Here is a 16,160-nt window from a genome sequence, read left to right on the forward strand (position 1 = left end):
GTGGAGCCGACGAACCGGGCTTTTCACCATTCCCGATTCCCGACTCACCATTCCCGTCACTCAGGCGGCACGCCTGAGCGACTCTGTCAGCGACTCGATGCTGGCGGCCTTGGGTTTGACCAGCCAGAACTTGCCGATGTAGTCGCGGAACTCGTCCAGGATCTGCTGCGCCCAGATGCTGCCGGTCAGCTCGCGGTGGCGGCTGATCAGGGTGTGCAGGTGCTGGCGATGGTTCTCGAAGCCCTCGGCGGAGACGCGGTGGATGTCGATCAGCTCGTGGTTGTAGCGGTCCACGAAGTCGCGTTCGATATCCAGCACGTAGGCCAGCCCGCCGGTGAAGCCGGCGCCGAAGTTCAGGCCCACCTTGCCCAGCACCAGTACCACGCCATCGGTCATGTACTCGCAGCAGTGGTCGCCGGCGCCTTCCACCACCGCCAGCGCGCCGGAGTTGCGCACCGCAAAGCGCTCGCCCGCGCGGCCGGCTGCGAACAGCTCGCCGCCGGTGGCGCCGTACAGGCAGGTGTTGCCCACGATCGGCGTGCTGCGCGCCTCGAAGCGCGCCCCGCGCGGCGGGCGCACCACCAGCCGGCCGCCGGCCATGCCCTTGCCGACGTAGTCGTTGGCCTCGCCTTCCAGCTCCAGCTGCAGGCCACCGGCGTTGAACGCGCCGAAGCTCTGCCCGGCGGTGCCGCGGAAGCGCAGATTCAACGGCGCATCGCTCATGCCGTGGTTGCCGTGTACGCGCGCGATGGCGCCGGACAGGCGCGCGCCGATCGAGCGGTCGGTGTTGTGGATCAGGAAACGGTGGTCGCCGCCACGCTTGTTGGCGATCGCATCGGCGAGCAGGCCGTCCATCTGCGTGGCCAGGCTGTCGGGCGATTCGTACAGGCGCTGGGCGGCGCAATGGCTGCCGTCGTAGCGGGCATGCGTCAGCAGGCGCGACAGGTCGACCTTGACCCCGGCACGCGGCGAGACCTCCAGCTGTTCGAGCAGGTCGGTGCGGCCGACGATGTCGTCCAGCGAGCGCACGCCCAGGTAGGACAGCCACTGGCGCACCTCTTCGGCCAGCAGGCGGAAGAAATGCTCCACGCGCTCCGGCAGCCCGGTGAAGTAGTTCGCGCGCAGGCGCTCGTCCTGGGTGGCTACGCCGGTGGCGCAGTTGTTGAGGTGGCAGATGCGCAGGTATTTGCAGCCCAGCACGATCATCGGCGCGGTGCCGAAGCCGAAGCTGTCAGCGCCCAGCAACGCGGCCTTGACCACGTCCAGGCCGGTCTTCAGGCCGCCGTCGGTCTGCAGGATGGTGCGCTCGCGCAGGTCGTTGGCCACCAGCGCCTGGTGCGACTCGGCCACGCCCAGTTCCCACGGCACGCCGGCATAGCGGATCGAGCTGACTGGGCTGGCGCCGGTGCCGCCGTCGTGGCCGGACACGGTGATCAGGTCGGCGCCCGCCTTGACCACGCCGGCGGCAATGGTGCCGACGCCGGCATGGGCCACCAGCTTCACCGACACCAGCGCAGTTGGATTGACCTGCTTGAGGTCATAGATCAGCTGGGCCAGGTCTTCGATCGAATAGATGTCGTGGTGCGGCGGCGGGCTGATCAGGCCGATGCCGGGCTTGGCGTAGCGCAGCCGCGCGATCAGCTCGTTGACCTTGTGGCCGGGCAGCTGGCCGCCTTCGCCGGGCTTGGCGCCCTGGGCAACCTTGATCTGCAGCACCTCGGCGTTGACCAGGTATTCCGGGGTCACGCCGAAGCGGCCGGAGGCCACCTGCTTGATCTTGGAGCGCTTCTCGGTGCCATAGCGCGCCGGGTCTTCGCCGCCTTCGCCCGAATTGCTGCGCCCGCCCAGGCGGTTCATCGCGATGGCCAGCGCCTCATGCGCTTCGGGCGACAACGCGCCCAGGCTGATCGCGGCGGTGTCGAAGCGACGCAACACATCTTCGGCCGGGGCCACCTCGTCCAGCGGGGTCGGGGTGTCGGCGCGCTTGAGCTGGACCAGATCGCGCAGCGTGGAGGCCGGGCGCGCATGCACCGCATCGACGTACTTCTGCCAGTCGCCGGCATCGCCGGTGCGGGTGGCGCGCTGCAGCGTCATGACCACGTCGGGGTTGTACATGTGGTACTCGCCGCCGTGCACGTACTTGAGCAGGCCGCCCACTTCCGGCTTGAGCTGGTCGTTCCAGGCGCGTGCGGTGAGCTCGCGCGCCTCGGTATCCAGCCGTGACAGACCCACGCCGCCGATGCGCGCGGGCGTCTCGGCAAAGCACAGCTCCACCACGTCCGGGTCCAGCCCGACGATCTCGAACAACTGCGCGCCGCGGTAGCTGGCGATGGTGCAGATGCCCATCTTGGAGATGATCTTGGACAGGCCTTTGTAGATGCCCTTGCGGTAGCGGCGGCCGATCTGCGACTGCTCGCCGCCCTTGCTCAGCTGCAGGATGCCGCGCCGGCCCAGGTCGAACAGCGTCTGGTAGGCCAGGTACGGATACACCGCGGTGGCGCCGAAGCCGAGCAGGCAGGCCATGTGGTGCGCATCGCGCGCGGTGCCGGTTTCGATGATCAGGTTGACGTCGCAGCGCAGGCCCACCTTGCACAGGTGGTGGTGCACCGCGCCGGTGGCCAGCAGCGCATGCGCCATCGGCCGGTCCGGGACCGGGTAGCGGTCGGACAGCAACAGCATGACGGCGCCGGCGCGTGCGGCCGCTTCCACTTCCTGGCAGATGCGTTCCAGGCCGGCCTTGAGGCCTTCCTCCACGCTGTAGGACAGGTCGATCAGGCGGTTGCGCTCGACGTACTGCTCCATCTTCAGCAGCTGGCGCAGCTTGCGCTGGCTGAGCACCGGCGAGTTGAGGATGACGTGGTTCACCGTCTCCGCGCCGGCGTGGAAGATGTTGGTCTCCTTGCCGAGCTGGGTGGTGAGCGACATCGCGATGCCTTCGCGCAGCGGGTCGATCGGCGGGTTGGTGACCTGCGCGAAGGCCTGGCGGAAGTAGTCGTACAGCGGCCGGGTCTGGCGGCTGAGCACCGCCATCGGGGTGTCGTCGCCCATCGAGCCGGTGGCTTCCTGCTCGGTCTCGGCCAGCGGGCGCAGGATCTGCTCCACTTCCTCGGTGCTGAGCTGGAACAGCTTGTGGTAGCTGCGCAGGGTCTGCTCGCTGAAGGGTTCTTCCACCAGCGAAGGGTCGATCAGTTCGGTCTGCAGATAGGTCACGCCCTGCTGCAGCCATTGCTTGTACGGCGCGCGCGCGCGGTTGATGCGGTCGATGGCGTCCGAGTCCAGCAGATCGCCGCGCTTGAGGTCGATCGCCATCATCTCGCCCGGGCCCAGCTTGCCCTTGCGGGTGATGCGCTCAGCGGGCAGCTCCCACACGCCGGCCTCGGAAGCGACCAGGAAATGGCGGTCGGAGGTCAGCATCCAGCGCGCCGGGCGCAGGCCGTTGCGGTCGAGCATGCAGGCGGCATAGCGGCCGTCGCAGGCGACGATGCCGGCCGGGCCATCCCACGGCTCGGTGTTGAGGCCGTAGAACTCGTAGAACGCGGCCAGGTCGGCGTCCTTGAACTCCAGCGACTGGGTCGCCGGCGGCACCAGGATGCGCAGCGCCTGCAGCAGGTCCATGCCACCGGCGATCAGCAGCTCGAGCATGTTGTCCAGGCTCTGCGAGTCCGAGCCGTGCATGGAGATCACCGGGTCGAACTCGGCGATGTCGAAACGCGGGGTCTGCCACACCTTGCTGCGCGCCTGCGCCCAGCGGCGGTTGCCTTCGATGGTGTTGATCTCGCCGTTGTGGGCGAGCAGGCGGAACGGATGCGCCAGCGGCCAGCGCGGCAGCGTGTTGGTGGAAAAGCGCTGGTGGAAGACGATCGCGCTGGAGGACAGGTCGCTGCGCTGCAGGTCCGGGTAGAACGTGCTCAGCTTGTCCGGCAGCACCATGCCCTTGTAGCTGATGCCGTTGGGCGAGAGCGTGGTGACGTAGAAGTTTTCCACCTCGCGCAGCGCCTGCTCGGCGCGGCGGCGCGCCAAAAACAGCGCCAGGGTGAAGCCGTCTTCGCTCTGCTCGGCGCCGGCATCGACGAATACCTGTTCGATGCGCGGCAAGGTGTCGCGTGCCAGCTGGCCGCAGACGCTGTCGTCGGTGGGCACCACGCGCCAGCCGCGGAACTGCACGCCGGCGCTGTGCAACTGGGTTTCCAGTTCGGTGCGACAGCGTGCGGCATCGGCTTCGTCCAGCGGCAGGAACACCACACCGGCCGCGTAGCGCGTGCCCAGGGCGATACCGGCATCGCGCGCCAGCCCGCGCAGGAACGCATCGGGCTTGCGGATCAGCAGGCCGCAGCCATCGCCGGTGAGCCCGTCGGCCGCCACGCCGCCGCGGTGGGTCATGCGCGAGAGCGCCGCAATTGCGGTGTCCACCAGCGAGCGGGAAGGTTGGTCGTCCAACTGGGCGACCATGCCAAAACCACAGGCGTCGCGCTCATCGCGCGCGCTGTTGTAGAGACCGTGGTCGTTGAGCCCTTGGCGAGTGCGGGGGGCCATGTCTGCCTCTTTGCGATCTGGGAGAGCGGCGACGACGTTGCAGCGCTCGATCCGTGGAGCGTTTCGAAGAGGTCACCGGATGATCGACTAGACCACAGTTGATGCGGTGCCGCAATACACCGTTACAGCTGCAACGAGAGCGGCCGCAAGGCCTTGTGCCAGCTGGCTTGGCGCCTGTTCGTCAACAGGCGCCAACCGGTACTTAGCCGCAACGCACCGAGGCGATCACGTTCTTGGCATCCACTTCCAGATTGAGCCGTTCGCCGTTGAACTCCATCGTGGTCATCTGGCCGGGTTTGAGCACGCGCACCGACTTGGCGCCGGCGTCGGTGCGGGCCTGGTCGCTCACCGCATCGGTCAGCGCCTGGCCCACCAGCGATTGCACCTGGGTGGCATCGCAGCTGCCGATCGGCGGCGCTTCGGGCGCGGCCGCCGGTGCCGGTGCGGCGGCCTGTTCGGCGGCTTGCTGCGCCTTGGCGGAGACGGCTTCCTGCTCGTCCGGTTGCGGCGAACCGCAGGCAGTCAATGCCGCCAGCACGACCAGGGTACAGGCCAGACGGGCGGTAGGCAGGACAGCGCGCATCGATGACTCCAGCACAGTAGGGGAGGCCCAAGCATAAGCAGAAAACCCGCTCGCGGGCATCGCTTGCCCACATGGCGTTGTCGCAGCGTTGACGCGGCCTAGTCCTGACCGGCTCAACAATCGGCGCCTGTCCTTCGATCCGTGCGCAATGAAAGCCAAACGTGTTCTTCGCAATGCCGCCGCCACCGCCAGCGCGGCCGGCAAGCTGGCCACCGTTGCCGCCGGCGCGGTAGCCGCCACCGCCGCGGTGGCGAGCGTGGCCGCGGTTGCACAGGCCAAGGCCACCGCGCGCGCGGCCGGGCTCACCTACGTCAACGATCAGCAGCCCGGCATCAGCCGCCGCAAGGCCGGCAAGAGCTTCAGTTACCGCAGCGCGGATGGACAACGCGTAGCCGATGCCGACACCTTGCAGCGCATCCGCGCGCTGGCGATTCCGCCGGCATATACCGAGGTGTGGATCTGCGCCAAGCCCAACGGCCATCTGCAGGCCACCGGCCGCGATGCGCGCCGGCGCAAGCAGTACCGCTACCACGCCGATTGGGCGCAGGTGCGCGGCGAAGGCAAGTTCGAACGGGTGATCGCCTTCGGCCAGGCGCTGCCCAAGCTGCGCCGACGGCTGCGCCGCGATCTGGTCTTGCCGGGATTTCCGCGCGAGAAGGTGCTGGCGATCGTGGTGGCGTTGCTGGCCGACACGCTGGTGCGCGTGGGCAACGCCGAATATGCGCGCAGCAACCGGTCCTACGGGCTGACCACGTTGCGCAACCGGCACATGGAATTCCTGCGCGGCGGACGTGCGCGGCTGAAGTTCCGCGGCAAGAGCGGCCAGGATCACGATATCGAGGTGGACGACAAGCAACTGGTCAAACTGATCCGCGAATGCCAGCAATTGCCGGGGCAATCGCTGTTCCAGTACCGCGATGACGACGGCCAGCTGCAGCCGGTGGACTCGGGCGAGGTCAACGATTACCTGCGCGAGGCGATGGGCGAGGATTTCACCGCCAAGGATTTCCGTACCTGGGGCGGCACGCTGGCGGCATTGCAACGTCTGGCACGTTTGCCGCTGCCCGAGCGCATGAGCGAGCGCGCGCTGACCCAGGTGCAGAATGATGTCATCCGCGAAGTGGCCGATGCGCTGGGCAATACACCCTCGGTGTGTCGCAAGGCCTACATCGACCCGTGCGTATTCGAAGGCTGGCGCGCCGGTCAGTTGCAGGCCATGGCCACCGGCGTGCGCGGCGAGCGCCAATGGGAGGCGGCCACGCTGAAGTTCTTGAGCGCTTCACGTAACAAGCCCAAGGAACGGGCAAGGCCTGCATCAAAGCGGAAGTCCGCTTGAAAACGGCGACAAAAACGACTGCGCTGACCCCCAGGCGGGCGCGGCAGGTGCCACAAGTACAGTGCGGTTGCTGCTCGCCGTCCACGCTTACGTGAAGCCGACGCGCTAGATTTTGTCAGCCACTCCAAGTGGAGGACCGGGAGCCGGATAGCAACAGTGCCTTACCGAATCCCGAATCTCCAATCCCGAATCCCAAACGACTCAGCCGCAGTAGATCGCGGTGATGTTGTTGTTCGGGCCGGTCTCGACGGTGAGGTGATCGCCGCCGCTTTCGCTGGCGCCCTGGGCCGGGTCGGCCAGCCCGCTGGCAGTGGTGCCGCCGGTGGCGCGCTCGCCGCGGCGCACGCTGACCTGCAGGCTGTCGCTGTCCACGCGCGCGCGTTCGATGGTCTGTGCCGCCGCGGCCAGGCCGACTGCGCCGCGCACCTTGTCGATATGGCACTGCCCGGAAATGGCCCCGTCGATGGGCTGCACCTGCACGACCTGGTTGGAGGCACAGGCCGAGAGCAACAACACGGCAGCGAGCGGAGCAAGGGTGCGGATCATCGGAGATCTCCAGCGGAAGAATGGCGCAAGCGTGAAGAAAGCGTTGTTGGCGTGGCATGAAGACTGCCCGCAGCCCGTGCACACGCCGGCTGACGCTGTCGGGCGTGGCGCCCCAATCGGCGCGCGGCCCCGGCAAAACCGGCGCTGCGTACCATCTGCACGTACAGCGCAATGTCACCGAGATCGACCACCAGCGGCCTTGGCGCGTGCGGAGACTGCCTGCGTGCTTACTGCGTCCGCGTCAGTCCGTGACGGCGCAGCAGCTGCCGCAGGCGACATTGCACCCGTTGCAGATCGGCTGCAGCCGCCTCATCCAGAATGCCTTTGGCCAAGGCATCGAATTGCGGCCAGAACTGGCTGGGGTCGCGCACCCGCTGCGGCCATACCGACAACATTCTGCCCAGATCGGAAAGCTGGTGATTGGTGTGGGTGCGTATGCGTGTGCTCATGTCGCGTCTCCCGGCCAGTCCAGGGCGACAGCGTGGACCGCACCGTCGTCGACCAGAGTGAAAGCAAGCTCGGCTTGCGCTATGCCGTCGATTTCCAGCCGTGGCTCGACACCGGGGCGCTGGGTGACGTCGATGACGTAGGTGCTGGTGCCGAAGCGATAGCGCAGCTGGTACTGGGGCCAGCTGGCCGGGATGCACGGCACGAGGTGCAGGCGCTCGCCATGGCGTTGCAGGCCGAGCAGCGATTCGGTCAGCAAGCGGTACATCCAGCCGGCTGCGCCGGTGTACCAGCTCCAGCCGCCGCGGCCGGCGTGCGGCGCCACCGCGTAGACATCGGCCGCCAGCACATAGGGTTCGGCCTTGTAGCGCTGCACGCCCGCCGCGTCGCGGGCGTGGTGGATCGGGTTGATCAGGCCGGCCAGTTGCCAGGCCCGCGCGCTGTCGCCCAGATGCGCGAAGGCCATCGTCGCCCACACCGCCGCATGCGTGTATTGGCCGCCGTTTTCGCGCACGCCGGGGAGGTAACCGCGGATATAGCCGGGGTCGTGTTCGGTACGGTCGAACGGCGGCACCAGCAGCTTGACGACGCCGGCGTCGGGATCCACCAGCTGCTGGTGCATCGCGTCCATCGCCTGTGCACCGCGCGCCGGGTCCATCGCACCGGACAGCACCGCCCAACTCTGCGACAGCGAATCGATGCGGCATTCGTCCGAATCGCTCGAACCCAGCGGCGTGCCGTCGTCGAACCAGGCCCGCCGGTACCACCGCCCATCCCAGGCATGCTGCTCCAGCGCGGTGCGCAAGGCCTGCGCATGCGTGCGGCAGGTCGCCGCGAATGTCGCATCGTCGCGCTGCAAGGCCACCTCTGCGAACCTTAGCAGCGTGTCGTAGAGGAAGAACCCCAGCCACACGCTCTCGCCCTTGCCGTCCTTGCCGACCCGGTTCATGCCGTCGTTCCAGTCGCCGCTGCCGATCAGCGGCAGGCCGCGTTCGCCCAGCCGTGCCATGCCGCGTTGCAGGGCGAGCACGCCGTGCGCGTACAGCGACTGCATGTTGGCGGCGATCTGTGGCAGGTCGTAATACGATTCCTCGTCGGGCTTGAGGGCGCGCCCGTCGATAAAGCTCACCCGCTCGTCCAGCACACTGGCGTCGTTGGTGACATCCAGATAGCGGCATAGGGCCTGCGGCAACCACAGAAAATCGTCCGAGCACTGCGTGCGCACGCCGCGGTCCTGTGGCGGGTGCCACCAATGCTGCACATCGCCCTGCACGAACTGATGCGCGGCGCAGCGCAGCAGATGCGCGCGTGCCAGCGCTGGCTGCGCGTGCACCATCGCCATGCTGTCCTGCAACTGGTCCCGGAAGCCGTACGCGCCACCGGACTGGTAGTAGCCGCTGCGTGCCAGGAACCGGCAGGCGATGGTCTGGTAGAGCAGCCAGCCGTTGGCCAGCAGATCCACCGCTGGATCGGGCGTGGTCACCTGCACGCTGCCCAGCACCTGCTGCCAATGCGCGCGCACCGCCAGCAAGGCGGCCTGCGCGGCAGCCACGCCACGGCTCTGGCGGGCCAGTGTCAGTGCGGTGTCGCGATCCACCGCCGCGCCCAGGCGGAATACCGTTTCGAAGCTCTGTTCGGCCGCCAGCGTGACCAGGATCTGGATCGCCGCGCACGGGTCCAGGCCGGCACCCACGCGCCCGGACAAACGCTGCCGCGTGAGCGCGGCCGGTGCGGCCAGGCTGCCATTGCGCCCGATGAATTCGCTGCGGTCGGCAGTGATGCTGCGGCTGGGTGCATCGGCATCGAAGAACGCCACGCGCCCGTCGAACTCGGTGTTGTACGGGTTGCGCGCGGTCAGCACGCTGCTGCCCAGGTCCACCTCGCTGACCACGTGCAACTGCGAGCGGGCGCGGATATCGCCCAGCACCCATTCCACGTACCCGGTGACGCTGAGCCGGCGTGGGCGGCCGGAAAGATTCTTCAACCGCAGATGGCTGAACTTGATCGGGCGCTCCACATCCACGAACACCCACAGCTCGCTGCCGATGCCGTGTTCGATATGGCTGTAGACGCTGTAACCGAAGCCGTGGCGCACCGTGTAGCGACCGCTGCCGCGGCATGGCAGCGCCATCGGCGACCACACCTGGCCGGTGTCTTCGTCACGCAGGTAGAACGCTTCGCTGGAGGCATCGCCGACCGGGTCGTTTTTGTGCCACGGCGTGAGGCGGAATTCGTGCGCGTTCTCGGCCCAGCTGTAGCCGGGGCTGCTGTCGCTGACCACGCTGCCGAACTGCGCGTTGGCCATCACGTTGCACCACGGCGCCGGTGTGGCGGTGCCTTCGTCCAGGGTGATGCGGTATTCGCGGCCGTCGGCGGCGAACGCGCCCAGGCCGTTGTCGAACAACACCGGTTCTTCGGCGGCGGCCTGCAGGGTTCGGTCCAGGTAGGCGGCGTGGGTGCTGCTGAGGTAATCGGCGCTGTCCAGTTGCTTGATGGGCTCCAGCAACGGCGGATGCGCACGCGCGCTGGGGTGGCGCTGCAATTGCGCGTCCAGGCTGCCGTTGGCATCGCTGAGGATCGCGCGCGCCACGGTCTGCAGCAGCACGCGGTCTTCCTGCGAGATGTGTTCGATGGCGCGCACGAAGATGCCGCCGGGGCGGTCGAGCACATTGGCCTCGGGGTCTGCGGCGATCAGGCCCAGGATGGCGTCCTGCAGCGATTGCCGATAGCCGGCCTGGCTTTCGTTCCAGATCACCAGATCCGCGCGCAAGCCTTTCAGGCGCCAGTACGCGTGTGCCTGCACCAGCTGGCGCACCAGCTCCAGATTGTCCGGGTCGGCGATGCGCAACAGCACGATCGGCAGATCGCCGGAGATGGCGTGACTCCACAGCGCCGACTGGCCGCGATGGTTGTGCAGCAGCACCTCGCTGTCGGCGCGCAATTGCGGGTCGACGAACAGCACGCGTGCGGCCAGCCGTTCGTAGAGCATCGCGTCTTCCAGCGAGGCGTTGATCTGCCGGCGGATGACCTGGCTCTGGGTCAGCGCCAGGTCGAACACGCGGTCGGCCAGACGGCGGTCGCGGTACTTGTCGATTAACGCGGTGCAGGCCGCGCGCTGGGTGCCGACGCCGTAGACCATGTCCACCTGCGCCTGTTGATCCGGCGCCAGCGAAATACGGCAGCGGATCGCCACGATCGGATCCAGCACCGAGCCGGCCGCGCCGGACAGGCTGGCCTGATCGCGCAGGGCCAGCGGATTGCGGGTGCTGCGCCCGCGCCCGACAAATGCAGCGCGGTCGGTCTCGTAGGAGATCGACGCCACGTCGGCATCGTGCACTGCCACCAGATGCAGCATCCATGGCTGCGCCTCGTCGTGTCCGCGCGGGCGACGCGTGCACAGCAACGCCTGTTTGTCGGCCAGGATCTCGGTTTGCACGAACAGGTTGCTGAAGGCCGGATGCGCCTCGTCGGCCTGCGCCGGTGCCAGCACCACTTCGGCGTAGGTGGTGATTTCGATCACCCGCGTCTGCCGCGAGCGGTTGCGGATGCGCAAGCGGCGCAGCTCCACATCGTCTTCGGCGGAAATGGCGATTTCCAGATGGCTGTCGTAACGCTGGTGGCTGCCTTTGAACTCGGCCTTGGCATCGGAAAAGATCGCCTCGTACCGCTCCACCGGCACGCAGGTGGGCTGATGCGCGGCCGACCACACCGCGCCGCTGTCCACATCGCGCAGATAGCAGAACGTGCCCCAGTGATCGCGGGTGCCGTCTTCGCGCCAACGCGTCACCGCCATGTCGCGCGCGCGGCTGTAGCCGCCACCGGCCGAGGTCAGCATGCCGTGGTAACGCCCGTTGGAGAGCAATTGCAGCGCCGGCTGCGGCAGATTGGGGTCGCGATGGATGCGCAAGGCCATGCCGGCTTCGGTGGCCACCGGGCGCTCGGCGGCGTCGGCCAGGCCTTTGACATACACGCCAGCGCGCGGTGCACGCTCCTGCAACAGCAACAGCGTGGCCTGGAATTGCGGGTCGGCGACAAAGCGCTTCTGCATCGGCGCATCGCGCAACACGTGGTCCAGCGCCAGCAGCGCCATGCCCTGGTGATGCGACATGAACGAGCGCACCAGCGCATGCTGTTCGCCACGCGGCACGCGCGAGGGGGTGTAGTCGATCGCCTCGTACAAGCCGAAACGCCCGCCAAATCCCAGCGCCTGCAGTTGCTGCAGATTGCGGCAGGCCGCATCCGGCTCGACCATCAGCGCCATCGCGCTGGCGTAGGGGGCGATCACCAGATCCTGGCCCAGGCCGCGCTTGAGCCCCAGGCCGGGCACACCGAACGCGCGGTATTGATAATTGCGCCGCGTATCGACGGTGTTGTAGCCCGATTCGGACACGCCCCACGGCACATCGCGTGCGGCGCCATAGCGGATCTGCGCCTGCACCGCACCGCGCATCGAACGGCTCAGCAAGGTCTGCGGGTAGCTGGGCATGACCAGATCGGGCATCAGGTACTCGAACATCGAGCCGCTCCACGACAGCAGCGTGGGCTCGGCGCCGGTGTCGGTCAGCGTGCGGCCGAGTGCGAACCAGCTCTCCTGCGGCAACTTGCCCTGGGCGATCGCCGCGAAGATGCCCAGGCGCGCTTCGGAGGCGAGCAGATCGTAATGGCCGCTATCCAGGCGATGGTCGTCGACGTTGTAGCCGATCGAGAGCAACTGCTGGGCGGGGTTGTAGAGGAACTCGTAGTCCAGCTGCGCCAGCTGCCCGGCGATATGCGCCAGCCGTTGCAGCTCCTGCACGCGTTTGGCGGCCCAGGTCTGCACGCCGGGTGCGTGGTCGCTGAGGGCGAGTTGCCGCAGCGTGGCGACCGTGGCGCCAGGGGGCGGCGTCGCGTGCGCATCGGTACCGGCAAGCGTGGTTGCGCAATGGCCCACTTCTGCCAGGGCCGCCTCGCAGCTGTCGATCAAGCGTTGCGGCCACGGCTCGCCGTCGTCGCTGTCCGGCATCAGCGCCAGGATCGTGTGGCTCTGCGCCAGCAGCAGGCGCAGCGCTTGGTCGGCCTGGTGCAGGCTCGGCGCGGGCTGGCTGCGGATGCTCTGCAAGCTCTGCGACATTGCGTCCAGCGCATTGGCGGCGCCGTCGCTGCGTGTCTGCGCTCGCGATGCCAGCACGCCCAGGGTGTCGGCCAGCCCATCGAACACCGCCAACGACACCGCCGGCGCATCCACCAGTGCCAGCAGGCCTTGCCGCAGCGTCAGCAGATGCCCGACCAGGTTGCCGCTGTCCACGGTGGAGACGTAGCGCGGCAACAGCGGCACCAGCGTTTCGGTGTCGTACCAGTTGTAGAAGTGGCCGCGATAACGCGGCAGCGTTTCCAGCGTGGTCAAGGTATCGGCCACGCGGGTCATCACGCCGGCCACCGTCAGGTAGCCCAGATCGTAGGCGGCCAGATTGGCCAGCAGGCCCAGCCCGATATTGGTCGGCGAGGTACGGTTGGCCACCACCGTGACCGGATACTCCTGCACGTTGTCCGGCGGCAACCAGTGGTGCTGCGCAGTGCAATGGCTTTCGAAGAACGCCCAGGTGCGCCGCGACAATCCACCGAGGAAAGCGCGTTGTTCCTGCGACAACTGCGCCACCGGTGCGGCGGGTTGTTCGCCCAGCCAGGCCATCAGCCAGGGCGCGGCCATCCATGCCAGCCCCAGTGGCAACGCCGTCCACAGCGCTAACGGCGCCCACCATGCCACCGCGGCGATCGCCAATGCCGCGCTGCACGCGGCGCCGGCCATCAGCTGTTGCTCGGCATTGCCGCTGCGCGCGCTGCGTTCCACTTCGCTGGATGGCGCCCACTGCAGCAGATGGCGCCGGGTGATCGACATCCGCACCAGCGTGCGGGCGATGGCGGCTAGCTGCATCCCTGCTTCGAACGGCAGGCAGGCCAGCACCACGCCGGTGCGCAGCAGATGCTGACGCAGCCCCACACCGACCTGGCGCGCATGATGACGCAGCCCCAGACCCTCGGGCGGATGCGCCAGCGCATACAGCGCCGAACACAGCCCCGGCAGCAGCCATAGCACCAGCAGCCACAGCGTCCAGCGCAATGGCGTGGGTGAGCAGAACCAGCCGATCAGCAACAGACTCAGCGCGGCCGGGGCCACCAGGCTGCGGCGCAGGTTGTCCAGCAGCTTGCCGCGCGACAGCCACGACAAGGGATTGCGCGCACGCCGGCCACCCCGGTCGGGCACCCACGGCAGCAACCACGGCAGCAACTGCCAGTCGCCACGCGCCCAGCGCGCGCGGCGCTTGGCATCGGTGGCATAGCGTTGCGGGTGGCGCTCGTACAGACGCACGTCGCTGAGCAAACCGGCGCGCACATAGCAGCCTTCCAGCAGGTCATGGCTGAGCACGCGATTATCGGGGAAGCGGCCGGCCAGCACCTGCTCGAAGGTGGCCACCGCATAGATGCCCTTGCCGATGAAGGAGCCTTCGCCGAACAGATCCTGATACACGTCCGAGACCACACGCGTGTACGGGTCGATGCCCGGCTCGATGCCGAACATGCGCGCAAACCGCGACTCGCCGCCCTCGCTCATGCCGGTGCCCAGGCCCGGCTGCAGAATGCCGTAACCGGCTTCGACGATCTGCCCGGCCGCATCCATGCGCGGCACATTCAACGGATGCGACATCGCCCCGACCAGCGCGCGTGCCGCATCGCGCGGCAGGTGGGTGTCGCTATCGAGCGTGATCACATAGCGCACCTGCACCAGCGCGGCGACATCGCCTTGCACCTGCAGGAATTCGCTGGCCGCCTGCAGCCGCGCGTCGTCGGCGCAGAGCAGGCGGTTGAGCGCCTCGAGCTTGCCGCGCTTGCGCTCTGCACCCATCCAGCAGCCTTCGCCGGCGTTCCACTGGCGTGCGCGATGCAGCAGGAAGAAGCGATCGCCGTGGGCATCGGCATAGGCCGCGTTGAGCCGGTCGATATGCTGCGCCGCATGTGCCACCAATGCCATGTCGCCAGGCAACAGCGCTTGCGTGGCATCGAGAAAATCGGTGAGCAGCGCGAAGTACAACTGTGCGTCGCGGTTGGCCAAATAATGCACCTCCAGCGCGCCGACCAGCTCGTCGATGGCCTCGTGACTGGCCAGCATGCTCGGCATTACCACCAGCGTGCGGCAGTCGGGCGTGATGCCGGCACGCAGGTCCATGCGCGGCAACGGACGTGGGCGCACCCACAGCGTTGCCGCCCAGTTGACCAGCGCAATGCCCAGCTCGCTGGCGGCCAGCAGCGCGATGCCAGCGGTGATCCACCACAGCGCCGGCGGCAGTGCGCTCACGCCCTGCAGCAGCACGCCGGTCCACAGCAACGCGATGGCTGCGATCGGCAACAGGTAGAGCGGCAGCGCAACGCGATGCGCGCGCGGGCGAGCGGGGGGCGGCGTATCTGCCGCAGCTGGGTCGCGAAGCGCGGCACGCAGCCGCGGCAATCCCGCATCCACCAGGTAATAGCCCACGTGGCCGGCCACCGGCATCGCGGCATCTGCGTGCGCCGCCAGCTGCAGCACGGCCTCAGCCACGTCCGGCTCGTCGCGGTCCAGGCGCTGCGCCAGCTGTTCCACCACATGCCGGTAGCTATCGCGGGTGTGGAAATCCATGCGTGCGTAGACGTCGGCCGGATCCTTGCGCAAGGTCTGCTCGACCACGCTCATGGCCTCGACGAAATCGCGCCAATCCATGTCGTCCAGGAACCGCAGGCTGCCGATGCTGTTGCTGATCGAGACCTGCTCGGCTGCCTGGCGCTGGCTTTCGGCGTGCACCAGCGCTTCCACACTGTGGCCCTCGCTTGCCAGCCATTGCTCCACCCAGGCGCTGGCCATCGACAACACCGGCCCACGGCCCTGGATGCCGCGCGTCAGCTCGGCCACGAATGCACCGGTCGCTGGCGGCTGCGACCGCGCCAGGTCGGCCACCACCACCACCACATCCTTGGGTTGGGTGGCGGCAGTGGCGTTGAGCAATGCCGCCCACTGCGCTGCCAGGCTACTGTCGCGTCCATCGTGCATGATGTCGTCGGCAACGCGGCGCAGGTTGTCGATCAGCGCCAGCCGCAACATGATCGGAATCGCCCACAACTCGCCGAGCTTGAGCGGTGCCACCTGTTGGTAGGCCGCGATGAAACGGCTCAGCGTGATGACATCCACGCGCCCGTCGCCATGCGCCACCACCTGCAAGCCCAGCTCGTAGACGCGCGGCAGGCCCACCGACGTTGGCGTGCGCAGACGCGGTAATTGCCGGCTATACCCGGGCGGAAGATGCTGACGCGCCAGGCGCATCTGCTCTTCCACCAGATAATAGTTGTCCAATAACCACTCACCGGCCGGATGCAGGCGCAAGCCATCGGCAGACATTTCGGCCAATCGCGCTGCGGCCGTGCCGAGCGAGCGCTCGTTGAATTTGAGTTGCGACAGCAGCAGCTCGCGGGTAGGCCCGGTATAGAGCACATGCGCCTGCGCCAGGCTGTGCCCCAGCGCCTCCATCTGCTCGTCGCCAAGCAAGGCCGCGCCTTCAGGCACGGCATCGCGCACCGACGGATGCTGCAGGGTTGCTGCTGGCTGGGTAATCGACTGCCACCAGAGAGAAAATGCAGAAGCCTTCCGCTGTGGCGGCATCGAGACATGACCTGTGCAGCATAAGAGCCGCTAGAACCACGATCATGCGCGCC

Annotated in this window: 6 protein-coding genes; 1 reads left to right on the top strand and 5 read right to left on the bottom strand. The window is 67.8% G+C overall.

What is annotated here, in order from left to right; all coding sequences use genetic code 11:
• Nucleotides 1-60 precede the first annotated feature (60 nt).
• Together gltB and AC06DU_RS00280 are read right to left on the bottom strand one after the other, a co-directional pair.
• Nucleotides 61-4,533: a glutamate synthase large subunit gene (gene gltB, locus AC06DU_RS00275; RefSeq protein ID WP_065033297.1), complete on the bottom strand. Its 4,473-nt coding sequence runs from the start codon at nt 4,531-4,533 to the stop codon at nt 61-63.
• Between the two features lie 202 nt (nt 4,534-4,735).
• Entirely contained in the window at nt 4,736-5,116 is a 381-nt protein-coding gene (locus AC06DU_RS00280) for an I78 family peptidase inhibitor (RefSeq protein WP_016901590.1), read from the bottom strand.
• A 58-nt stretch (nt 5,117-5,174) separates the two neighbouring features.
• On the opposite strand from AC06DU_RS00280, the gene AC06DU_RS00285 reads away from it, so the two are divergent.
• The gene (locus AC06DU_RS00285; RefSeq protein ID WP_478204473.1) at nt 5,175-6,452 is read left to right on the top strand and encodes a DNA topoisomerase IB; all 1,278 of its coding nucleotides are present in this window, start codon (nt 5,175-5,177) and stop codon (nt 6,450-6,452) included.
• Between the two features lie 201 nt (nt 6,453-6,653).
• On the opposite strand, the gene AC06DU_RS00290 is transcribed toward AC06DU_RS00285, so the two are convergent.
• The 3 genes from AC06DU_RS00290 to AC06DU_RS00300 all read right to left on the bottom strand — a co-directional run bounded on the left by AC06DU_RS00290 (nt 6,654) and on the right by AC06DU_RS00300 (nt 16,107).
• The gene (locus AC06DU_RS00290) at nt 6,654-6,998 is read right to left on the bottom strand and encodes a hypothetical protein (RefSeq protein ID WP_024940425.1); all 345 of its coding nucleotides are present in this window, start codon (nt 6,996-6,998) and stop codon (nt 6,654-6,656) included.
• 227 nt (nt 6,999-7,225) lie between these two features.
• The gene (locus AC06DU_RS00295) at nt 7,226-7,447 is read right to left on the bottom strand and encodes a hypothetical protein (RefSeq protein WP_024940426.1); all 222 of its coding nucleotides are present in this window, start codon (nt 7,445-7,447) and stop codon (nt 7,226-7,228) included.
• On the bottom strand, nt 7,444-16,107 hold the full coding sequence (locus tag AC06DU_RS00300; protein WP_478203176.1) for a glycoside hydrolase family 94 protein: 8,664 nt from the start codon (nt 16,105-16,107) through the stop codon (nt 7,444-7,446). Before AC06DU_RS00300 ends, AC06DU_RS00295 begins: the two co-directional genes overlap by 4 nt.
• Nucleotides 16,108-16,160 lie beyond the last annotated feature (53 nt).

The organism is Xanthomonas sp. NCPPB 3200, from assembly GCF_056393585.1.